Source organism: Lysobacter sp. DMC97 (assembly GCF_056313745.1).
Genome location: NZ_JBQUZR010000003.1, coordinates 227,918 through 247,972 on the forward strand (window position 1 = coordinate 227,918; position 20,055 = coordinate 247,972).

The 20,055-nt window shown below is 69.4% G+C and carries 20 protein-coding genes; 12 read left to right on the forward strand and 8 right to left on the reverse strand.

The annotated features are described in order from the left end of the window. Positions 1-15: 15 nt before the first annotated feature. The 4 genes from ACT53Q_RS07195 (at position 16) to ACT53Q_RS07210 (ending at position 4,863) form a co-directional block, all read left to right on the forward strand. Complete coding sequence (locus tag ACT53Q_RS07195; protein WP_476185986.1) at positions 16-612, forward strand: TetR/AcrR family transcriptional regulator; 597 nt, start codon at positions 16-18, stop codon at positions 610-612. A gap of 51 nt (positions 613-663) precedes the next feature. Beyond that, positions 664-2,469: a phosphoenolpyruvate carboxykinase (GTP) gene (locus ACT53Q_RS07200; RefSeq protein WP_476185987.1), complete on the forward strand. Its 1,806-nt coding sequence runs from the start codon at positions 664-666 to the stop codon at positions 2,467-2,469. A 70-nt stretch (positions 2,470-2,539) separates the two neighbouring features. Beyond that, on the forward strand, positions 2,540-4,105 hold the full coding sequence (locus tag ACT53Q_RS07205; protein ID WP_476185988.1) for a tetratricopeptide repeat-containing sulfotransferase family protein: 1,566 nt from the start codon (positions 2,540-2,542) through the stop codon (positions 4,103-4,105). Positions 4,106-4,206: 101 nt separating this feature from the next. After that, a complete protein-coding gene (locus ACT53Q_RS07210; protein ID WP_476185989.1) occupies positions 4,207-4,863 on the forward strand; it encodes a putative 2OG-Fe(II) oxygenase in 657 nt (218 codons plus the stop codon). A 115-nt stretch (positions 4,864-4,978) separates the two neighbouring features. Here the strand turns inward: ACT53Q_RS07210 and ACT53Q_RS07215 are convergent, their stop codons facing one another. The 3 genes from ACT53Q_RS07215 to hslO all read right to left on the reverse strand — a co-directional run bounded on the left by ACT53Q_RS07215 (position 4,979) and on the right by hslO (position 10,053). Beyond that, complete coding sequence (locus ACT53Q_RS07215; RefSeq protein WP_476185990.1) at positions 4,979-7,996, reverse strand: TonB-dependent receptor plug domain-containing protein; 3,018 nt, start codon at positions 7,994-7,996, stop codon at positions 4,979-4,981. Between the two features lie 167 nt (positions 7,997-8,163). Beyond that, positions 8,164-8,994, reverse strand: a complete 831-nt coding sequence (locus ACT53Q_RS07220) for an XOO1806 family protein (protein ID WP_476185991.1) — start codon at positions 8,992-8,994, stop codon at positions 8,164-8,166. A 129-nt stretch (positions 8,995-9,123) separates the two neighbouring features. Further along, positions 9,124-10,053 (reverse strand): Hsp33 family molecular chaperone HslO, encoded by a 930-nt coding sequence (gene hslO / locus ACT53Q_RS07225; protein ID WP_476185992.1) that lies wholly within the window; start codon positions 10,051-10,053, stop codon positions 9,124-9,126. 111 nt (positions 10,054-10,164) lie between these two features. Here hslO and mtgA point away from each other — a divergent pair, with 111 nt between their 5' ends. The 5 genes from mtgA to ACT53Q_RS07250 all read left to right on the forward strand — a co-directional run bounded on the left by mtgA (position 10,165) and on the right by ACT53Q_RS07250 (position 13,788). Next, entirely contained in the window at positions 10,165-10,929 is a 765-nt protein-coding gene (gene mtgA, locus ACT53Q_RS07230) for a monofunctional biosynthetic peptidoglycan transglycosylase (protein WP_476186338.1), read from the forward strand. 37 nt (positions 10,930-10,966) lie between these two features. Continuing rightward, entirely contained in the window at positions 10,967-12,022 is a 1,056-nt protein-coding gene (locus ACT53Q_RS07235) for a glycosyltransferase family 2 protein (protein WP_476185993.1), read from the forward strand. Further along, a complete protein-coding gene (locus tag ACT53Q_RS07240) occupies positions 11,982-12,419 on the forward strand; it encodes a CBS domain-containing protein (protein WP_476185994.1) in 438 nt (145 codons plus the stop codon). The genes ACT53Q_RS07235 and ACT53Q_RS07240 overlap by 41 nt, the downstream gene beginning before the upstream one ends. 30 nt (positions 12,420-12,449) lie before the next feature. Further along, complete coding sequence (locus ACT53Q_RS07245) at positions 12,450-13,181, forward strand: Crp/Fnr family transcriptional regulator (protein ID WP_476185995.1); 732 nt, start codon at positions 12,450-12,452, stop codon at positions 13,179-13,181. Between the two features lie 124 nt (positions 13,182-13,305). After that, a complete protein-coding gene (locus tag ACT53Q_RS07250; RefSeq protein WP_476185996.1) occupies positions 13,306-13,788 on the forward strand; it encodes a BLUF domain-containing protein in 483 nt (160 codons plus the stop codon). Here the strand turns inward: ACT53Q_RS07250 and trhA are convergent. Continuing rightward, a complete protein-coding gene (gene trhA, locus ACT53Q_RS07255; protein WP_476185997.1) occupies positions 13,785-14,429 on the reverse strand; it encodes a PAQR family membrane homeostasis protein TrhA in 645 nt (214 codons plus the stop codon). The genes ACT53Q_RS07250 and trhA overlap by 4 nt on opposite strands. 109 nt (positions 14,430-14,538) lie before the next feature. Between trhA and ACT53Q_RS07260 the strand changes: the two genes are divergently transcribed. Both ACT53Q_RS07260 and ACT53Q_RS07265 read left to right on the forward strand, forming a co-directional pair. Continuing rightward, entirely contained in the window at positions 14,539-15,162 is a 624-nt protein-coding gene (locus ACT53Q_RS07260) for a sulfotransferase family 2 domain-containing protein (protein ID WP_476185998.1), read from the forward strand. 37 nt (positions 15,163-15,199) lie between these two features. Further along, positions 15,200-15,811, forward strand: coding sequence for an aspartyl/asparaginyl beta-hydroxylase domain-containing protein (locus ACT53Q_RS07265; RefSeq protein ID WP_476185999.1), 612 nt, complete (start codon positions 15,200-15,202; stop codon positions 15,809-15,811). A gap of 64 nt (positions 15,812-15,875) precedes the next feature. Here ACT53Q_RS07265 and ACT53Q_RS07270 read toward each other — a convergent pair whose 3' ends face one another. The 3 genes from ACT53Q_RS07270 to ACT53Q_RS07280 form a co-directional block, all read right to left on the reverse strand. Further along, a complete protein-coding gene (locus tag ACT53Q_RS07270; RefSeq protein ID WP_476186000.1) occupies positions 15,876-16,115 on the reverse strand; it encodes a hypothetical protein in 240 nt (79 codons plus the stop codon). Between the two features lie 76 nt (positions 16,116-16,191). Next, positions 16,192-16,680, reverse strand: a complete 489-nt coding sequence (locus ACT53Q_RS07275) for a hypothetical protein (protein ID WP_476186001.1) — start codon at positions 16,678-16,680, stop codon at positions 16,192-16,194. 5 nt (positions 16,681-16,685) lie between these two features. Continuing rightward, positions 16,686-18,302, reverse strand: coding sequence for a peptide chain release factor 3 (locus tag ACT53Q_RS07280; protein ID WP_476186002.1), 1,617 nt, complete (start codon positions 18,300-18,302; stop codon positions 16,686-16,688). Positions 18,303-18,597: 295 nt separating this feature from the next. On the opposite strand from ACT53Q_RS07280, the gene ACT53Q_RS07285 reads away from it, so the two are divergent. Further along, positions 18,598-19,140, forward strand: coding sequence for a DNA-3-methyladenine glycosylase I (locus tag ACT53Q_RS07285; RefSeq protein ID WP_476186339.1), 543 nt, complete (start codon positions 18,598-18,600; stop codon positions 19,138-19,140). Positions 19,141-19,153: 13 nt separating this feature from the next. On the opposite strand, the gene ACT53Q_RS07290 is transcribed toward ACT53Q_RS07285, so the two are convergent. Next, entirely contained in the window at positions 19,154-20,053 is a 900-nt protein-coding gene (locus ACT53Q_RS07290) for a M23 family metallopeptidase (protein ID WP_476186003.1), read from the reverse strand. Between the last annotated feature and the right edge of the window lie 2 nt (positions 20,054-20,055).

The window sequence follows — 20,055 nt, forward strand, 5'->3', positions numbered from 1 at the left end:
GGTTACACTGTTGTCATGAACGAACCCGTCCCGAAGACCGAACGCAACGGCCGCCTGAGTGCGGAAGACTGGGCGCAGGCCGCCCTCGACCTGATCGCCGAACAGGGCGTCGCGGCGGTGGCGGTCGAACCGCTGGCACGCCGGCTCGGCGTGACCAAGGGCAGCTTCTACTGGCATTTCCCTTCGCGCGACGCGCTGCTGTCCGCCGCGCTGGAACGCTGGGAAGCGGTGGAGCAGGAGACGGTGTTCGGGCAACTGGAAGCGGTGAGCGATCCGCGCCAGCGCCTGCGCGCGCTGTTCCAGCTGGTCGCGCACGAAGTGAAGGCGCACAAGATCTACAGCGAACTGCTGAAGGCGTTCGATCATCCCGCGGTCGGCCCGGTGATCGGCCGCGTGGCGCAGCGTCGCCTCGACTACCTGTCCGCGTCGTTCCGCCAGGCCGGCCTGCAGCGCACCGATGCGCAGCACCGCGCGCGCCTGGCCTATGCGGCGTACGTCGGTTTCCTGCAGCTGAGCCTGAAGCTGCAGCCGCGCCTGGCCCACGACGAGTTCGAGGGCTACGTCGAACACATGATGGCCACGCTCATCCCGCCGGTCGCCCTGTCGCGCTGAGCGCCGCGTCCGTCGTCGCCGCTTTCCGTTTCCTTCCTGCCGAGTCCCTGCATGAATGCTTTCGCTGTCCCGATGCACCCGCCCACCCGCCTCGACGCCCTGCAGCGCTGGGTGGACGACGTGGCCCGGCTGACCCGTCCCGATGCCGTGCACTGGTGCGACGGCAGCGATGCCGAGCACGCCGCGCTGATCGCGAGGATGGAAGGCGACGGCACGCTGATCCGGCTCAATGAAACGACGAATCCGGGCAGCTGGCTGCATCGCTCGCATCCGGACGACGTCGCCCGCGTCGAGCACCTCACCTTCGTGTGCAGCAGCGAGGCCGAGGACGCCGGCCCGAACAACCACTGGATGGCGCCGGCCGAGGCGCACGCGAAGATGGATGCGCTGTTCGACGGCTGCATGCGTGGCCGCACGATGTACGTGATCCCGTACTGCATGGGCCCGATCGATTCGCCGCTGTCGCGCTGCGGCGTGGAGATCACCGACTCGCCGTACGTGGTCGCGAACATGCGCATCATGACCCGCATGGGCGCGCCGGCGCTGGCGCGGATCGAGCGCGAGGGCCTGCATCATGACGGCGTGTTCGTGAAGGGCCTGCACTCGATCGGCGAACTCGACCCCGAGCGTCGTTTCATCATGCATTTCCCGGAGGAACTGACGATCAAGTCGTTCGGCTCCGGCTACGGCGGCAACGCGCTGCTGGGCAAGAAGTGCCACGCGCTGCGCATCGCCTCGCACCAGGCGCGCAACGAAGGCTGGCTGGCCGAGCACATGCTGATCCTCGGCGTCGAGAACCCGCAGGGCGAGACGCACTACATCGCCGCCGCGTTCCCGTCGGCCTGCGGCAAGACCAACCTGGCGATGCTCATCCCGCCGGAAGGCTATCGCGAGGCCGGCTGGAAGATCTGGACCATCGGCGACGACATCTGCTGGATGCGTCCCGGCGACGACGGCCGCCTGTACGCGATCAATCCGGAAGCCGGTTTCTTCGGCGTCGCGCCGGGCACGTCCAGCAAGTCCAATCCGAATGCGCTGGCGACGATCCGCAGCAACACGATCTTCACCAACGTCGGTCTGACCGCGGACGGGCAGCCGTGGTGGGAGGGTCTGGACGGCGGCGTACCCGCTTTTGATTGGCGCGGTCGTGACTACGATTGCAGTCGCGCCGCCGAGCTGGGCCCGGCCGCGCATCCCAACGCGCGCTTCACCGTCAGCGCCAGTCAGTGCCCGTCGTATTCGGCGCACGCCGAGGACGCCGGCGGCGTGCCGATCAGCGCGATCGTGTTCGGCGGCCGTCGCGCGTCGCTGGTACCGCTGGTGTTCGAGGCCCGCGACTGGACGCATGGCGTGCTGGTCGGCGCCGCGATGGGCTCGGAAACCACCGCCGCCGCCACCGGCGCGGTCGGCGTGATGCGCCGCGACCCGATGGCGATGAAGCCGTTCTGCGGCTACAACTTCGCCGACTACTTCGCGCACTGGCTGACCTTCGACCGCGCCGACGCGAAGCTGCCGAAAGTCTTCCACGTCAACTGGTTCCGCAAGGGCGCCGACGGCAAGTTCCTGTGGCCCGGCTTCGGCGACAATCTGCGCGTGCTGGAGTGGATGCTGCGCCGCGCGGGCGGCGAGGTCGGCGCGGTGGAGACGCCGATCGGCGCGCTGCCGCGCATCGAGGATCTCAACCTCGATGGCGTCAGCCTGACCGACGAGGCCCGCGCGTTGCTGTTCGGCTTCGACCGCGACGACTGGCGCGCCGAGTTCGACTCGATCGGCGGCTTCCTCGACGAGTACGGCCCGCGCATGCCGCAGGCCCTGCGCGACGAGCAGGCGCGCATCCGCGCCGCGCTCGAAGGCTGATCGGCCGCATCGCCCGGCCGCCGTCGGCGGCCGGGGGCGAGGGCAGGGGCTGGCCGGTACAATGGCCGCCATGTCGAACAAGCAACAGGCGCTCTGGGAACAGGGCCAGCGGTACTCGCAGAAGGGGTGGTGGCGGCAGGCGGCCGATGCCTACGCCGCCATCGTCGAACACGACCGCAATTTCCTGCCGGCGTGGGTGGAGCTGGCGAACGCGAAGGAACAGCTCGGCGCCTATCGCGACGCCTACCACGCGGTGCTCGCCGCCGAGCGCATCGACGGCGTGCCGCCGGTCGCCGGCATGGTGGTCGCCCGCCTGCTGCGCCGCTTCGAGGACCTGCCGCGGCTGCAGGCCTACGTCGAGCGCACCGGTCTGGCCGGGCGCATCCCGCCCGACAAGCTGGTCGATCTGGCCTCGTTCTTCGCCAGCGCCGGCGACCACGTGCGCACGCTGCCGTGGGTCGAGCACGCGTTGAAGCTGCGCCCGGGCGTGGCCGAGATCCACAACATGCACGGGCTGGCGCTGATGTTCGCCGGCCGGCGCGAGGAATCCGCCGCCGCGTTCGAGCGCGCGTTGGCTATTCGCCCGAGCTACGCCGCGGTGTATTCGATGCTGGCGCGGGTGGACCGCATCACCCCGCATCACCACCACGTCGACCTGCTGCGCCGGCTGCTGGACCAGCCCGGGCTGGCGACGCGCGACGAGTCGCATCTCGCCTACGCGCTGCACAACGAGCTGCACGATCTCGGCGACTTCGAGGGCGCCTGGGCCGCACTGGAGCGCGGCTGCCGCGCCCGGCGCAAGGAGCAGCCCTACGACCACGCCGCGACCATGGCGATGTTCGACACGCTGCGGGCGACGTTCGACGGCGCCTTCAGCCGCGGCGTGCCGTTCGACGACCCGCTGACCCCGATCTTCATCGTCGGACTGCACCGCAGCGGCACCACGCTGCTGGAGCGCATCCTCGCCGGCAGCCCGGAGGTCGCCGACGCCGGCGAGACCTACACCTTCTCCGCGCAGCTGCGCTACGCCGCCGACCATTTCTGCCGGGTCATCGCCGACGGCACCATCGCCGAGCGTGCTTCCGGCTTCGACTACGGCGCCATCGGTCGCGGCTTCCTCGACGCCATGCGCAGCCGCAGCGCCGGCCGGCCGTTCGTCACCGAGAAGCAGAACCCGAACTTCGTGCTGCTGGGCCCGATCGCCAGGGCGCTGCCGCAGGCGCGGCTGCTGCACATGCGCCGCGACCCGGTCGACACCTGCTTCTCGAACCTGCGCACGCTGTTCACCAATGAGGCGTCGTATTCGTACGACCAGATCGAGATGGCCGACTACTGCAAGGCCTACCTCGACTTGATGGCGCACTGGCGCGAGGTGCTGCCGGGGCGGGTGTTCGACGTCGACTACGACGCCCTGGTGCAGGAACCCGAGGCGCAGGCGCGGCGGATCGCCGACCACTGCGGTTTCGCCTTCCGCGACACGATGCTGGACGTCGGCCGCTCGTCCGGCGCCGTCGCCACCGCCAGCTCGCACCAGGTGCGGCAGGGCATCGTCACCAACCGCGGCGGCCTCTGGCGCGACTACGCGCCGCATCTGGCGCCGCTGCTGGACCGGCTCGCCGCGCACGGGCTGGCCTGACGCCGCCCGGCGCGCCGCGAGGCGGGATTTGATCCGGCCCGGTGCCGTGGCGTTGCGCCTGCGCTAAGGTGCCCGCCCATGTGCCCCTGCGGATGCCCGCCATGCCCGTGAACGTCTTTCCCGCCTTCGCCGCGCCGATGGCCGAGGCCTTCCATCCCGACCCCGCGCCGCTCAATGCCCAGCTGATGCCGCTGGTGCTGGCGCTGGAGGCCCAGGGCGCGGCCTATCGGAACCCCGAGCCGGTCATGCACCAGCCGGAAGGGCTGTTCGAAAGCGAATTCGATTTCTTCGCCCGCGAGGAACCCTGCGTGCAGGCCCTGCGCAGCTTCGTCTGGGGCTCGCTCGGGGAATTCCTGCGCGACGTCAATCCGAACCTCGCGGAGGGCACCCAGGGCTTGCGCGTCGCCAGCCAGACCTGGTTCCACGTGACCCGCAACGGCGGCTACTTCGGTTACCACAACCATCCGATGGCCAGCTGGTCCGGCGTCTACTGCGTGTCGGACGGCGATCCGGATCCCGCGTATTCCAACAACGGCTGCCTGGTGTTTCCGCATCCGCAGATGGCGGTCAACACCTTCCTCGATCCTGCCAATGCCGTGCTGCGCTGGCCGTTCACGCACGGCAACTTCGTGCTGACCCTCAAGCCCGGCATGCTGGTCTTCTTCCCGTCGTGGCTGGGTCACTACGTGACCCCGTTCCATGGCCGCGGCCAGCGCGTGACGGTGGCGTTCAACGCCTGGTTCTCGCGAAGCGAATGACCCCGCCGGGCGTCGGGCGCGCCGCCCGACATGCCTTGATCCGCCATTTTCTTCGGATAAAAAGAACGGCCCCCTTGCGGGGGCCGTTCCGTTTCGACGCTTGCGGTGACGCGGATCAGAACTTCTGATTGTACTGCAGGTACCAGTAGCCGCCACCCGGCAGATCGTACGAGCCGTCGAAGTTGCCGGCGAACGAGTTGTGGGTGATCGGCGGATCGCGGCCGAAGATGTTGCGGGCACCGACGGCGACCTTGCCGTTCCACGGGGTCTTGAAGCCGACCTGGACGTCGTGATAGACACGGGCGCCCATGATGTTGACGCCGTTGTCCGGGCAGATTTCGGTCGGGGTGATGCCGTACTCGAAGTAGTTCGAGCCCGAGCACGGGTCCTTCAGCGCAGAGTAGTAGCGCATCGCCCAGGTCGCGTCCCAGTCGCCCTTCTGCCACGAGGTGGTCAGGTTGGAGCGCAGGCGCCACGTCGGCGCACCGTTGTAGTAACCGACGGTGCCGAACAGGTCATTCTCGGTCTGGTAGGTGTTGTCCCACTGCCACGAGAACTTGCCCCAGCTGTTTTCCGGCAGGGCGTAGGCCACCTGCATGTCGTAGCCTTCGACCTTGCCCTGCGACAGGTTGAAGCTCGAGGTGTTCACCGTGACCAGCTCGCCCGTGGTGGTGCGATCGATGAACGAGCAGAACAGGGCGCGCTGAGCGGCGTCGGGGGTGCCGCCCAGGTCGGGACGGTTCGGGTTCTTGAAGCACGAGTTCAGGATCGACTGCGCACCACGGAACGAGATCACGTCATTGAGCTTGATCTGGTACCAGTCGAGCGTGATGTTCAGACCCTGCAGCCAGCTCGGGCTGTAGACGATGCCGAAGCTCCTCGTCTTGCCGAATTCGGGCTGCAGCGACGGGTTGCCACCGCTGAGCGAACGAATCTGGCTGTTCGGCTGCGGGGTACCGCCGGCCGGCACGCCCACCGAGGCGCAAGCCGCCGGATCGTTGATGAAGTGCAGCGGATCCGCCGGGTTCGGATGAGCCGGATCGGTCGCGTTGATGTTCAGCGTGTTGCAGGGGTCGGTCGCGGCCGGGAAGCCTTCCTGACCACCGGCGTACAGGTCGAGCACGTCCGGGGCGCGGAACGACTCGGAGTAGGTGCCGCGCAGCATCAGGTCGTCGAAGATCTGCCACTTGATGCCGATCTTCTTCGAGGTGTCGCCACCCAGATCCGGGTTCACCGCCACACCGTTGAACACGCCGTTGGTGTCGTAGGTCGACTTGCGGGCCGCCACGTTGAGTTCGAGCAGCTTCGCGGCCGGGAGATCGGCCAGCAGCGGCACGTTCAACTCGACGTAGACTTCGTCGGACTTCTCCTGGCCGCTGGTCGGCAGGCGGAAGTTGTTCGACGAACCGCCGCCGGCGACGAGCGAGTCGGGCGAGTCGACGAAGGACGACTTGCGGGTTTCCAGACCGATGGCGAAGCCCAGCGGACCGGCCGGCAGGTCGACGATCGAACCCGACAGGTTGGCGAAGTAGTCCTTCGTGGTCAGCTGCTGCGACTCGTTCAGCGTGTAGCCGATGTAGTCGTTCATCGCGTCGTATTCGGCGCGGCTGATGACGCCGGCGCCCAGGCCGAGGTCCGCACCGCCGAAGAGGTTGTACGGCACGCAGCCGCGGATCACCGCACCGGCGCCGTCAAGGCATTCCAGCGCACCGGTGACCGGGTTGCGACGCGAATTGCCGACCGCGCGCTGCAGGTTGAACAGGTTGACGTAGTTCTGGCCGCGCAGGGTGAAGCGCGCGTCCAGGTACGAGTAGCCGGCGTCCCAGTACATGTCGCGGCCGCCCAGGTCGAACTGGCCGTCCAGCCACAGGGTGACGGCGGTGTTGTCGTTGTTGTAGTAGTTCTTGCGCGGGCCGACGGCGGCGGCGCGGAAGTTGGCGCCGCGGAGGTTCTGGCCGAACGGGTTGAACACGTTGCCGGCGGTCGGCGCGAACGCCCACTGCGGACCGTTGACGCCACGGATGTCCATGGTCAGCGGCACTTCGGCCAGCTGCTGGTTCGAATTACGCGTGACGTACGTCGCCATCGCGTTGGCGTTGATGTTGTCGGTCAGGCGCAGGCTGGCCTGGCCGTAGACGTTGAAGCGTTCGATCGGCTGCAGCAGGTAGTTGACCGGCGCGAAGTTGTAGCGGTCGGAATGACCCGAGCCGTCGGTGCTGTAGCTGATGAAGCGGCGGAAGTCGCTCGCCGAGGTGCCCGGGCGGCCTTCGTTCAGCGTGAACGGGCCACCGGCCACGATCGAGCAGGTCTGGAAGCCGCTGGCGGTCGGGCTGGTCGCGCCGGCGCAGCGGGTGAAGTTGCCGCGCAGGGTGCTGCCCGAACCGAACAGGCCGCCCGAGGCGATGTCGCCGCCGCCGTAGACCGGCACCGACGAGATCTCGCGGTCGCCCATGTACACCGGGTCGTTCTGCGAGTAGCTCAGGCTGAGGACGGCGTTCCAGCGGTCGTTGTTGGCGCCGACGGTGAAGTCGTAGGCCTGCGCGGAACCGTCGCCCTTGGTGTAGCCGCCGACGTAGGCGTTCATCGCCGCGCCGTCGAAGTTCTTCTTCGTGATCACGTTGATCACGCCCGCGATCGCGTCGGAACCGTAGATCGCCGAGGCGCCGTCCTTCAGCACTTCGATGCGTTCGACGACGGAGATCGGAATGGTGTTCAGGTCGACCAGCGCGCTGCCGGTGATGCCGGCGGTGACCCAGCGGCGGCCATTGACCAGCACGAGGGTGCGGGTGGCGCCGAGGCCGCGGAGCGAGACGTTCTGCGTGCCGTCGCTGCCGTTGGTGCTGGTGGTGACGTTGCGCAGCGCGCCGCCGTCACTGGCGGTGATGTTGAACAGCACGTCGCCGACCGAGGTCAGGCCGGTGGCCTCGATCGCGGCGCGGTCGATCGACAGCACCGGGGAGGTGCCTTCGACTTCAGCGGCGCGCGGAATGCGCGAACCGGTGACGACGACCGTGTCGAGCTGATCGGAATCCTTCTTGTCTTCGGCGAAGGCGACGCCCGTCGCCGCGAAAGCGGTGGTGCCCACGAGCGCGAAGGAAATCGCGTCGCGGAGCTTGTTGGTCTTCAAAGTCATCTCTCTCTCCAAGTGAGTCTTGGGGTTTCCCATGGGAACCTGCCGGAAAGCGGCAAGAAAACCGCCAATCCGGGTCAGGCCGGGGCCGATAGTAGCCCCACTCGGAGAAAAATTAAAGTGTCGTTAACACGGCGGGCGGACTGCCCGGCGGACGCCCGGAAGCGGGGTCAGAGGTCCTGCTCGTAGCGGACGTAGGGCACGGCGCCTTCGTCCTCGGCACCGGTGGCCGGCGGTGCGAACGGGTTCTTGCCGCGGGTCACCAGATTGTCGGCGCCGACGGTGAGCTGGCCGCTCCAGGGGGTGCGCCAGCTGAGGCCCAGGCCCAGACTGCCGAAGCGGTCCCGGCCGGGGGTATCGACGACTTCGCCGATGATGTTGACGCCGAAGGCGCCGAAGCCGCCGCCCAGATTGAGCTGGCGCGAGGTCCAGCGATCGCTGAAGCCCGGGATTTCCGACGGGCTCTGCAGCCGGGCCTTGGCCACGGTGCCGGCGATGGAGACGTAGCCTTCGCGGGGCAGCGCCTTCTGGCTGAAGATGGTGATGTCGTTGAGGTCGACGCGGCCGTTGATGCCGTTGCCGGGGGTCATCCACGCCGGGACGACGGTACGGCCGCTGCCGGCGCTGATCCCGAGCTGGGTGCCGTTGCGCTGGAACACCGCGGCCGCGCCGGTGCGGCGGGCGGGCACGGAGGCGAGGACGCAATTGGTGGCGAGGCTGCTGAGCGCGCTGCCCAGGCCGGGCTTGTGGTCGCAGAGCAGGCCGAGCGAATCGCCTTCGCTGAGGCCGAGCGTGGTGTCCAGATGGCGGACGCCGAAGCGGGCCAGCGAGCGGCTCTTGGCGACGTCGGTGGGCTCGAGGACCACGATGCCCTCGATTTCGCCGCTCATCTTGTTCCAGATCGGAAGCTCGACCCGATCCCCGGCCGGCCGCGACTGCGCGTGCGCCGACGTCGCCAGGAAGGCGCCGGAGAGCAGCAGGGGCAGGAGGGAGAGGCGCATGGCGTGGGTCAGACCGCGCTCGGGCGGTCGAGTTCCTTTTACGGGTCCATCGAAGATAAAGCTATCAGATTTATGGTTCTTTAACAATCCTGAAGGGCCCGGCGATCTGTGACGGACCCCGCAGGGCCGTCATTGCAGGCGGTCCGGGGCCGCCCAGGCGGCCGGGCTGGGGGCGAACAGCGCGTCCAGGTCGTCGCCGGTGAACCGGTAGGTCTCGCCGCAGAACTCGCAGCGCACTTCGACCAGTCCGCCGTGGCCGGCCGCGGCCTCGCGGGATTCGTCTTCGCCCAGCGATTCGAGCATCGCCGACACCCGCTCCCGCGAGCACGAGCAGGCGAAGCGCAGCGGGCGGTCGCCCAGCAGGCGCACGCCGTCCTCGTGGAACAGCCGGTGCAGCACGACGTCGGCCGGCGTCTCCAGCAGTTCCGCGGCGGACAGGGTGTCGAACAGGACGCTGGCGCGCTCCCAGCCGTCGAGGTCGCCGGCGTCGCCCGGCAGCTTCTGCAGCATCAGCCCGGCGGTGCGCTGGCCGTCCGCGGCCAGCAGCAGCCGGGTGGGGAGCTGCTCGGATTGCCGGAAGTAGCTCTCGAACGCCGCCGACAGGTGATCCGCCTCCAGGCCGACCAGGCCCTGGTAGCGGGTCGGGTCCTGGCCGTGGGCGCCGGGATTCTCGATGGTGATCGCCAGCAGCGCGTCCGGGCCGAGCGCACGCAGGGCGTCGGCGGGCACCGGCGCGTCGTCCGGGTCGGCGTCCTCGGCCACGGTGGCGATGCCGCGCAGGGTGCCGGCGGCCGTGCATTCGGCGAACAGCGTGCGGAGTGCGCCATCGCCGCGCAGTTGCACCGACAGACGCCCGTCGACCTTGATGTGGCCGGTGAACAGCGCCGCGGCCGCCACCGCTTCGCCCAGCAGCCCGACGGCGGTGGCGGGGGGATCGGCGCGTTCGCGGATCTCGGCCCAGGTGCGGTCGAGGCGGACGTGGGCGCCGCGCACGCCGGCCTCCTCGAGCAGGAAGCGGACGAGGGCGTCGGGGGCGGTGGAGGTGTCGGTCTGGGTCATGGAGGGCGTCACGGGCCGGGCGGCCGCGGGATGACCGATAATGCGCCGCTCAGGGCGCACCGGGTCCGCGATCCGGCGCTGGGTTCCGAAGGGTGGGGAATGACGCAGAAGATGGGGCAAGCGGACGAGGATTCAAACCCCGGCGCGCCGCCGGCGCCGCGCGCGCGCGGCCGGGTGCGCTGGTGGCGCTGGCTGTTCCTGTGGCTGCCGCTGATCTTCGTGACGGTGACGGTGCTGCAGGTGGCGGTGCTGCGGTTCGTGAATCCGCCGCTGACGGCGTTCATGGTCGGCCGCTACGTGGAAGCCTGGGGCGACGGCGACCGCGGCTTCGCCCTGGCCTACGACTGGCGCGACGCCGACGCCATCTCGAAGCAACTGCCGCTGGCGCTGGTGGCGGCGGAGGACCAGCGCTTCCCGTTCCACGACGGCTTCGACTTCGAGGCGATCGAGAAGGCGCGCGTGCACAACGCCAAGGGCCGCAAGGTCCGCGGTGCCAGCACCATCAGCCAGCAGTTGGCGAAGAACCTGTTCCTGTGGCGCGGCAGCGGCCTGACCCGCTGGGCGCGCAAGGGCCTGGAGGTCTGGTACACGGTGCTGATCGAGGCGATGTGGCCGAAGTCGCGGATCATGGAGATGTACGCCAACGTGATCGAATACGGCGACGGCGTCTACGGCGCGCAGGCGGCGTCGCGGCGGTTCTTCGGCAAGGACGCGTCGGCGCTGACCCCGGCCGAGGCCGCACGGCTGGCGGCGGTGCTGCCGAACCCGCGCAAGTACAGCGTCGCCAAGCCGGGCGCCTACGTGCAGCGGCGCAGCGCGGCGATCCAGCGCCAGATGCGCGCGCTGGGCGGGCCCGGCTACCTCGCGTTCGATTGAGCGTCCGCCCGCGGACCGCGGAACGTACACTCCCGCCATGCCCGCCGAACGCCTGACCGTCGTCGTCGCCGCTTTCAACGAGGCGGAGACCCTGCCGCTGCTGCACCCTCGGGTGGCGGTCGTGCTGGACGGCCTGGCCGGCGACGGCATCGAGGGACACCTTCTCTATGTGGACGACGGCAGCCACGACGGCACCTGGGCGGTGCTTGAGGCGCTGGCCGCCGCCGATCCGCGGGTGTCGGCGCTGCGCCTGAGCCGCAACTTCGGCAAGGAGGTCGCGCTGACCGCCGGGCTGGACCAGGTGCGGGAAGGCGCGGCGCTGATCCTCGACGCCGACGGCCAGGACCCGCCGGAGCTGATCCCGCAGTTCGTGGCGAAGTGGCGCGAGGGCTACGACGACGTCCACGGCACCCGCACCGCCCGCGAGGGCGAGGGCTGGTTCAAGCGCGCCACCGCCCACGGCTTCTACCGGGTGATGCAGCGGCTGTCGAAGACGCCGATCCCGTCCGACACCGGCGATTTCCGCCTGCTGTCGCCGCGGGCGCTGGCGGCGCTGCGCCAGTTGCGCGAGCGCCACCGCTTCATGAAGGGCCTGTTCGGCTGGGTGGGCTTCCGGCAGGTGGCGATCCCCTACCGCCGTGCGCCGCGGCTGGCCGGGCGCAGCAAGTTCAACGCCTGGAAGCTGTGGAACTTCGCGCTGGAAGGCGTGACCAGTTTCTCCACCGCGCCGCTGCGGGTGGCGACCTACCTCGGGCTGCTGACCGCGGCGTTGGCGTTCGTCTACGCCGCCTGGATCGTGGTCAAGGCCCTGTTGTGGGGCGACCCGGTGGCCGGCTGGCCGACGATGATGACCGTGATCCTGCTGCTGGGCGGCGTCCAGCTGATGGCGCTGGGCACGATCGGCGAATACCTCGGTCGGCTGTACGTGGAATCCAAGCAGCGGCCGCTGTATCTGGTCGAATGTCTCGTGGGCCATGTCGTGCGCCCGGGCCACTCGCTCCCCGCCGCGGGCGTATCCTTGGGCGACATCGCCCCTGAAGGAGAGCCGCGTCATGCGCACCGTCCGTCAGATACTGGAAGCGAAGTCGGCTGACCACCTCGCGGTCCACACCGTCCCGCCCGACGCCCCCGTCCTCGAGGCCATCCGCCTGATGGCCGAGTGCCATGTCGGCGCCGTGCTGGTCATGGCCGGGCCGCGGCTGGTCGGCATCCTGTCCGAGCGCGACTACGCGCGGAAGGTCGTGCTGCAGGGGCGGTCGTCGTCGTCCACGCCGGTGGCCGACATCATGACCGCGCAGGTCGTGACCACGCGGCCGGACGACACCTCCGACCACTGCATGCAGGTGATGACCGACCGCCGCATCCGCCACCTGCCGGTGGTCGAGGGCGACGACGTGATCGGCGTGGTCTCGATCGGCGACCTGGTGAAGGCGGTGATCGAGGACCAGCGCGCGGAGCTGGACCAGCTGCAGCGCTACATCGCGAGCTGACGCCATGCCCGCGACCGACGGAAGGCACCGATGCCGAAAAGCTGCCTGATCGAGAAGATCGGTTACCACGTGCCGCTGGCGCCGCAGGACGAAGCCCTGCTGGCGCGGCTGGAAGAAGCGCAGGAAACGTTCCGCGCCCGCGAGACGGTGCGGGACATCGGGGCGCCGGTCGAGCGCCTGTACGTGGTGCGCGGCGGCTGGTTCTTTTCCTACACGATGCTGCCCGACGGCGGTCGCCAGATCCTGCACCTGCACTATCCCGGCGACATCGTCGGCATCCCGGACATCGCCTTCTCGCGCACCAGCGCCGCGCTGGCCGCGGCGACCGACGGCGTCCTGTGTCCGTTCCCGAAGTCGGCGCTGGACGAGATCTTCGTGCGCTCGCCGCGACTCTCGGCGCTGCTCTTCAGCATCGGCATGGTCGAGCACGCGGTGCTGGCCGACCGGCTGCGCATCGTCAGCCGGCAGGGCGCGACGGCGCGGGTCGCGCACTTCCTGCTGGAAGTGGTGTCGCGGCTGCGGGTGACGCGCCGCGACCTCGGCACGGCCTACGACCTGCCGCTCAGCCAGTCGATGATCGGCGATGCCGTGGGCCTCACCAACGTCCACGTCAGTCGCGGGCTTGGCCGCCTGGCGGCGTCCGGCGCCATCGCCCGGCACGGCCATCGCATCGACCTGCTGGACGAGGCGGGGCTCAGGCGCAGCGTCGATTTCGAGGATCGCCACTTCCGCATCGACACCAGTTGGTTCCCCAAGGCATGACCCGCGGGCATGACTTCAGGGCATGACACCAAGGCATGATCCGCGGGCCCGGTCGTTAATCCGGATTAATGCGCGTCACGGCCCGGCCGCCTAAGGTGCCGGCCCCGTTGCCCGAGGAGGGCCCATGTCGAACGTGCATGGCATCGCGTACACCAGCATCGCCTTCCCGATGACCGCCGCGGACCTGACTGCGCTGCTCGAAGGCGCTCGCCGCTTCAACGCCACGGTCGGCGTCACCGGCGTGCTGTTCCACCACGCCGGCCGCTTCTTCCAGTATTTCGAGGGCGAGGCGGGCGCCGTCGACCGCGTGCGGACGCGCATCGTCGCCTCGCCGCGGCACCACTCGCTGCAGGTGCTGCTCGACGGCCCGCAGCCCGAGCGGCTGTTCCCGTCGTGGTACATGGGCTTCTGCGAGCCGCCGCAGGATGCCTTCCAGACGATCGCGAACGCCGAATGGGTCGCGGCCATGCCGGTGACCCGCACCAGCCTGCGACGGTCCGAGGCGCTGTCCCTCGTGCTGTCGTACTGGAGCCGCTGGGTGGCCGATCGGCCCGAACAGGCGGGCCGCGACGCGGACACGGCGCGCCGGCCCCGGGCGACCGACTAACGCCCCGACAGCACCTGCGCCATCACCGCGATGTAGTGGCAGACGCTGCCGGCGATCACGAACATGTGCCAGATCGCGTGCGCGTAGGGCAACCGCGGGTGGTGGTAGAAGTAAGTGCCGAGCGTGTAGGCCACCCCGCCGCCCAGCAGCCAGCCGAACGTCCACGCGTCCAGCGCCTGCATCGCGGGCTTGGCGGCGAAGACGATCAGCCAGCCCATCGCGATGTAGAGCAGCGTCGAGAGGCGATGGAAGCGGCCGGTGTAGAACAGCTTGAAGATGACGCCGGAGATCGCGATCGCCCAGATGATGCCGAACAGCCACCAGCCGATCGTGCCGCGCAGGCCGATCAGCGTGAACGGGGTGTAGGTGCCGGCGATCAGCAGGTAGATCGCGCAGTGGTCGAAGATCTGCAGCCGGCCCTTCGCGGTCGGGTGCTGGATCGCGTGGTACAGGGTCGACGCGGTGTAGAGCAGCAACAGCGTGATGCCGAAGACGACGGCGGCGCTCAGTTGCCAGACGTCGCCGTACAGCGCGGCGAGGGTGATCAGGACCGCGCCGCCGGCGAGCGCCGCGGCCGCGCCCAGCCCGTGGGTCAGCGCGCTGGCGATCTCCTCGCGGAGGGTTTCGATGCGGTCGGTCATCGGGGGACCATGCCCGCGCGGGCTAGTGCAAACATTCCAGTGATTCCGATCCGGGGGGAGGGGACCGACGGCTGTGCGATCATGGGCGCGGTTCCGTGTCGCCCTGGCCATGATCGTCTCACACCTGCACCGCTACATCTTCGTCGCCATGCCCAAAACCGGCACGCACTCGGTGCGGCAGGCATTGCGCGAGCACCTGGGGCCGGACGACATCGAGCAGGTCGGCCTCTTCGTCGAGAAGCGCTTCCCGTTCGACGCCATCGCGCAGATCCGCCACGGCCACCTCAGCGTGCGCCAGGTGCGGCCGTATCTCGGCGACGCCGTCTGCGACGCGTACTGCAAGTTCACCTTCGTGCGCAATCCGTTCGACCGCTTCGTGTCCTACTGCGCCTTCATGACCCGCCAGCACGGCGCGTTCGAGCGCGACCCGCAGGGCACGATGCGCCGCATCCTGTTCGAGGTGCGGCCGCTGGACCACGTCCACTTCCAGCCGCAGTACACGCTGCTGACCAACGATGCCGGCGAGATCGAGATGGACATCGTCGGCCGGGTCGAGCGCATGCAGGAGGACTACGACGCGGTCTGCGCGCGCATCGGCATCCCGTCGCGCGCGCTGGACAAGGTCAACAGCTCGCGCCGCGGCGACTACCGCCAGTACTACGACCAGGCGCTGATCGACGGCGTCGCTGAGCTGTACCGCGGCGACCTCGAGCGCTTCGGCTACACCTTCTGATCGCCCTTTCGATTCCTGCCGCGACGAGCCCGCCGCCATGGCCCACGATCCCTACGCCAACCCGCGCAAGACCACCACGATCCGCCGGCTCGGCCCGGTCGACATCGCCGCGCTGAAGGCGGCGGTGCTGGCGCTGCCCGAGGCCACGTGGGACGCCGAGAACGCGACCAAGCCCAACCGCTTCGAGGCGCTGGACAAGACCCGGCACATCGTCTTCCGCTTCGTCGACAGCGTGCGCGACTGGCGCAGCTCGCACGACCGCCCGGCCTGGGCCGAGTGGAAGGCGCTGATCGAACCCGTGCTGCAGCAGGCCGTCGCGCCGTACGGCTACGCCAACGGGCAATTCCCGCGGGTGATGTTCGCGCGCATGGCGCCCGGCGGCGAGATCAAGCCGCACCGCGACGCCAACGCCGCGGCGAAGTGGCCGCACAAGATCCACGTGCCGCTGCTGACCAACGACAAGGTCACGTTCTACGTCGAAGGCACCGGCTACCACATGCCCGAAGGCGAGGCCGCCGAGGTCAACAACATGGGCGTGCATGCGGTGAAGAACGACGGCGACACCGACCGCATCCACCTGATCTTCGAATATTTCGACCCGGACCAGCCGACGCCGGACTGGTTGCCGCGGGTGATCGCGGGGGGCTGACCCCGGAAACGAAACATCCAGCCGAAGCTGGATGTCCCTTCGACTGCGGCGATCACGGATGCGATCACATGCCGGCGGCGGCGCGCGCACCCATCGAATAGCCGGCGCCGACGCTGATGACGAGGCCGACGAGGAGCAGGATCAGCGGGATCTTGTTCTCGGCGAAGTTCTTCGCGCCGTAGTAGAGGGTGTAGAAGCCGCAGATCAGGCAGAGGATGCCGGGAAGGGCACCGTCCTTCTTGAAGGCGTTGACCACGATCCAGATGGCGCCGATCAGCGACAGGATCGATCCGATGTACTGCATGGCATTTCCCCAGTGTGCGAGCCCCCGGTCGGAGCGGGAGTAGGGTAGAGGAACGGGTGGGGCCGGGGGAAGGCGGTCAGAGCCGATTCAACCGCCGCACCCGGTTCAACCGCCGACGGATGCTGCGGTCGTCCGCGAACAGGTACTCCTCGACTTCCACCTGCATGCCGTCGTCGTCGGTGAAGGCGTCGCGCATCGCATACAGGCGGCCGTTGCCCTCGAACGCCAGCCAGCGGTCGCCGTCGGCGACGACCTTGATGGCGGACACCGACGGGATGATCGCCTGCAGCGCCGCGCCGTCGAGCGTGCGCGTGGCCAGCAGAGCGTCGCGATGCGCGCGCAACGCCTCGGTGCGGGCGCGGGTGGCGGCGAGGGCGTTCTCGCGGTCGATCCGGTGGATCGGCGCCAGCTTCGCCAGCGGCACCAGCACGATGCGCTTGTCGCGACGCTTGCGGTGGATGTCGAGGACGACCTTCGCCATGTAGGCGTCCTTGTAGTCCATCTGCGCCACCTCGCTGCGTTTGCCGAGGAGGTAGCGCACCCATTGGCCGAGCATCGCGAACACGGGCGTCAGTCGATGCCGACGGCCTGCGCGTGTTCGCGCGTGGCGAGGAAGGTCACCGCCGGCGCGCGTTCCTGCGCGAGCTGCAGGTTGACGCGCGTCGGCGCGAGGTAGACCAGCTGGCCGGCGGCGTCGAGCGCGAGGTTCATCGCGTGCTTGTCGCGGAATTCCTCCAGCTTCTTCGCGTCGTCGCAGCGGATCCAGCGCGCGGTGGCGACCTGCACCTGCTCGAACGAGGCGTCGACGCCGTATTCGTCCTTCAGTCGGTACGCGACGACGTCGAACTGCAGCATGCCGACCGCGCCGAGGATCAGGTCGTTGCTCATCAGCGGCCGGAAGAACTGGGTCGCGCCTTCTTCCGACAGCTGCGCAAGGCCCTTCTGCAACTGCTTGAGCTTCAGCGGATCGCGCAGGCGCGCGCGGCGGAACAGTTCCGGCGCGAAGTTCGGGATGCCGGTGAACGACAGGTTCTCGCCTTCGGTGAAGCTGTCGCCGATCGAGATCGTGCCGTGGTTGTGGATGCCGATCACGTCGCCGGGATACGCGCTTTCGGCGATCTCGCGGTCGCTGGCCATGAAGGTCAGCGCGTTGGCGAGCTTCACCTCCTTGCCGGTGCGCGGGTGGAAGGTCTTCATGCCGGCGGTGAACTTGCCCGAGCAGACGCGCATGAACGCGACGCGGTCGCGGTGCTGCGGGTCCATGTTCGCCTGGATCTTGAACACGAAGCCGGTGAGCTTCTCTTCGGTCGGCGCGACGTCACGGCCGGTGGTGGCGCGCGCTTTCGGCGACGGCGCGTGTTCGACGAAGAAGTCCAGCAGCAACTGCACGCCGAAGTTGTTCACGGCCGAGCCGAAGAACACCGGCGTCTGCTTGCCGGACAGGTAGGCGTCGAGGTCGAACGGATGCGAGGCGCCTTCGACCAGTTCCAGTTCCTCGCGCAGTTCGGCCAGCATCTGCGCGCCGATCCTCGCCTCCAGCGCGGGATCGTCGATCGACGGGAAGATGGTGGAATCCTGGCGCGTGAAGTTGCGGCCGGCTTCGTACAGATGCACTTCGCCGGTGAGCAGGTGCACCACGCCCTTCAGGCGCTGGCCCATGCCGATCGGCCAGGTGATCGGCGCGCACTGGATGCCCAGCACCGACTCCACTTCGTCCAGCAGGTCGATCGGCGGCTTGCCCTCGCGGTCGAGCTTGTTGATGAAGCTCATGATCGGCGTGTCGCGCAGGCGGCAGACTTCCATCAGCTTGATCGTGCGTTCCTCGACGCCCTTCGCGACGTCGATGACCATCAGCGCCGAGTCGACCGCGGTCAGCACGCGGTAGGTGTCCTCGCCGAAGTCGGCGTGGCCGGGGGTGTCGAGCAGGTTGACGATGCGGTCCTCGTACGGGAACTGCATCACCGACGACGTCACCGAGATGCCTCGCTCCTTTTCCAGCGCCATCCAGTCGGAGGTCGCGTGGCGCGCGGCCTTGCGGCCCTTCACCGAGCCGGCCATCTGGATCGCGCCGCCGAACAGCAGCAGCTTTTCGGTCAGCGTGGTCTTGCCGGCGTCGGGGTGCGAGATGATCGCGAACGTGCGGCGGCGGGCAGTCTCGCGCGCGACTTCGGTGAGGAGTTCGGACATGCGGCAACGGCGCCGCACGGCGCCCGGGGAGCGAAGGGAAGGGCGGGATTATAGCGGTTGGCCGTATCCAGCCCTCGCATGCGCGACTTCCTGGCCCCTTGCGCGCGCTGCCATGCGGCCTCCCCCCCGCGCCCTGTCATGCTCCCTCCCCCGCACGCGGGGGAGGGTTGGGGTGGGGGCCGGGTGGGAGCTTCCGCCATGCCCCCATCCCGGCCTTCCCCCGCAGGCGGGGGAAGGAGGACACCGGTCACCCTGCGGACATGACGTGTCAGCAGCCGGCGGTATCCTGCGCGGCATGAGCGCCTACTGCGACATCGCCCCCGGCCACCCCGTCCACGGGCCCTACCACGACCACGAGTACGGCTTCCCGACCCGGGACGAGGCGGCGTTGTTCGAGCGGCTGATCCTCGAGATCAACCAGGCCGGGCTGAGCTGGGAGACCATCCTCAAGAAGCGCGAAGGCTTCCGCCGCGCCTACGACGGCTTCGATGTCGACACCGTGGCCGCCTACGGCGAGGCCGACCGCGCCCGGCTGCTGGCCGACGCCGGCATCATCCGCAACCGGCTGAAGGTGAACGCGGCGATCCACAACGCGCAGGTGATCCGCGGCTTCCGCGACAGCCACGGCGGCTTCGCCGAGTGGCTGGACGCGCACGTCGTGCTCGATGGCCGGCCGCGCGACAAGGCCGCGTGGGTGAAGCTGTTCGGCAAGACCTTCCGCTTCACCGGCGGCGAGATCGTCGGCGAATTCCTGATGAGCCTCGGCTACCTGCCGGGCGCGCATCGCGACGATTGCCCGGTGGCGGTGCGGATCGCCGCAGTCCGCGCGGGCGGCTGAGGCCGCAGGTCGCTCACGGCGCCTCGGTGAAGCGCAGGATCCCCTGCGGCCCGAGCATGCGGAAGCGGATCGCCTCCAGGCGCAGGCCGCGGTTGGCCTGCACCGCGAAATGCAGGTGCGGCCCGGTGGCGAAGCCGGTGGCGCCGACCAGCCCGATCGGCTCGCCCGCGCCCACGCGCTGGCCGACGCGCACGCGCAGGCCGCCGCGCTGCAGGTGGGCATACAGCGCCATCGTGCCGTCGGCGTGGAGGATGCGGACGAAGTTGGCGCGGCCGAGGTCGTTGGCGCGGTCGCGGCCGCCGCCATCGAAGCCGCTCTCGACTTCCATCACCACCCCGGCGCGCGCGGCGCGCACCGGCGTGCCGGATGGCGCGGCGAAGTCGACGCCGTAGCGGTTCTCGGCGTCGCGATGGCTGAAGCCGCCGCCCCAGCCCTGTTCGACGCGCAGCGCCTCGGTCTCCAGCGGGAAGGCGTATTCGACGTCCTCCGGCTGTGCGTCGGGCGCGCCGCGGACGGCGGTCAGCGCGAAGCGGGCGTCGGTGTCGGGCGGCAGCCGGGCGATGCGGCGCTGCTGTCGCGCCGGCACCACCGCTCGCACCGGCAGCGGCGGGTCGGCGCCGACGACGCGGTCGCGTGCCGGGCGCAGTTCGACCTCGACCGGCCCGCCCAGCGTGTTGTCGACCCAGGCCTCGATCGCGTCGCTGCGCGGCTCGAAGCGCAGCCGCACCGGCGACGCGGCGGGATCGGTCCGCGGCGTCGCGGCGGTCGATGCCGGCGGCGGATCGCGATGCAGCCCGCCGTCGCGCCAGCGGTAGAAATCGTCGGCCTGCGCCATGCCCGTGATGGCCAGGCCCGCGACGGCCAGGCCCGCAACGACCGACCACCACGGCAGTGCGCGGGCGAGCGGGCGCATCG

Excerpts from the sequence above, each read along its gene's own strand:
- ACT53Q_RS07270 (WP_476186000.1), bottom strand. The coding sequence starts at position 16,115 with ATGCAGTACATCGGATCGATCCTGTCGCTGATCGGCGCCATCTGGATC.
- trhA (WP_476185997.1), bottom strand. The coding sequence starts at position 14,429 with ATGACCGACCGCATCGAAACCCTCCGCGAGGAGATCGCCAGCGCGCTG.
- ACT53Q_RS07285 (WP_476186339.1), top strand. The coding sequence starts at position 18,598 with ATGAGCGCCTACTGCGACATCGCCCCCGGCCACCCCGTCCACGGGCCC.
- ACT53Q_RS07195 (WP_476185986.1), top strand. The coding sequence starts at position 16 with ATGAACGAACCCGTCCCGAAGACCGAACGCAACGGCCGCCTGAGTGCG.
- ACT53Q_RS07220 (WP_476185991.1), bottom strand. The coding sequence starts at position 8,994 with ATGCGCCTCTCCCTCCTGCCCCTGCTGCTCTCCGGCGCCTTCCTGGCG.
- ACT53Q_RS07235 (WP_476185993.1), top strand. The coding sequence starts at position 10,967 with ATGCCCGCCGAACGCCTGACCGTCGTCGTCGCCGCTTTCAACGAGGCG.
- mtgA (WP_476186338.1), top strand. The coding sequence starts at position 10,165 with ATGGGGCAAGCGGACGAGGATTCAAACCCCGGCGCGCCGCCGGCGCCG.
- ACT53Q_RS07265 (WP_476185999.1), top strand. The coding sequence starts at position 15,200 with ATGGCCCACGATCCCTACGCCAACCCGCGCAAGACCACCACGATCCGC.
- ACT53Q_RS07260 (WP_476185998.1), top strand. The coding sequence starts at position 14,539 with ATGATCGTCTCACACCTGCACCGCTACATCTTCGTCGCCATGCCCAAA.
- ACT53Q_RS07250 (WP_476185996.1), top strand. The coding sequence starts at position 13,306 with ATGTCGAACGTGCATGGCATCGCGTACACCAGCATCGCCTTCCCGATG.
- ACT53Q_RS07210 (WP_476185989.1), top strand. The coding sequence starts at position 4,207 with ATGCCCGTGAACGTCTTTCCCGCCTTCGCCGCGCCGATGGCCGAGGCC.
- ACT53Q_RS07245 (WP_476185995.1), top strand. The coding sequence starts at position 12,450 with ATGCCGAAAAGCTGCCTGATCGAGAAGATCGGTTACCACGTGCCGCTG.
- ACT53Q_RS07215 (WP_476185990.1), bottom strand. The coding sequence starts at position 7,996 with ATGACTTTGAAGACCAACAAGCTCCGCGACGCGATTTCCTTCGCGCTC.
- ACT53Q_RS07205 (WP_476185988.1), top strand. The coding sequence starts at position 2,540 with ATGTCGAACAAGCAACAGGCGCTCTGGGAACAGGGCCAGCGGTACTCG.
- ACT53Q_RS07280 (WP_476186002.1), bottom strand. The coding sequence starts at position 18,302 with ATGTCCGAACTCCTCACCGAAGTCGCGCGCGAGACTGCCCGCCGCCGC.
- hslO (WP_476185992.1), bottom strand. The coding sequence starts at position 10,053 with ATGACCCAGACCGACACCTCCACCGCCCCCGACGCCCTCGTCCGCTTC.
- ACT53Q_RS07240 (WP_476185994.1), top strand. The coding sequence starts at position 11,982 with ATGCGCACCGTCCGTCAGATACTGGAAGCGAAGTCGGCTGACCACCTC.
- ACT53Q_RS07290 (WP_476186003.1), bottom strand. The coding sequence starts at position 20,053 with ATGCGCCCGCTCGCCCGCGCACTGCCGTGGTGGTCGGTCGTTGCGGGC.
- ACT53Q_RS07200 (WP_476185987.1), top strand. The coding sequence starts at position 664 with ATGAATGCTTTCGCTGTCCCGATGCACCCGCCCACCCGCCTCGACGCC.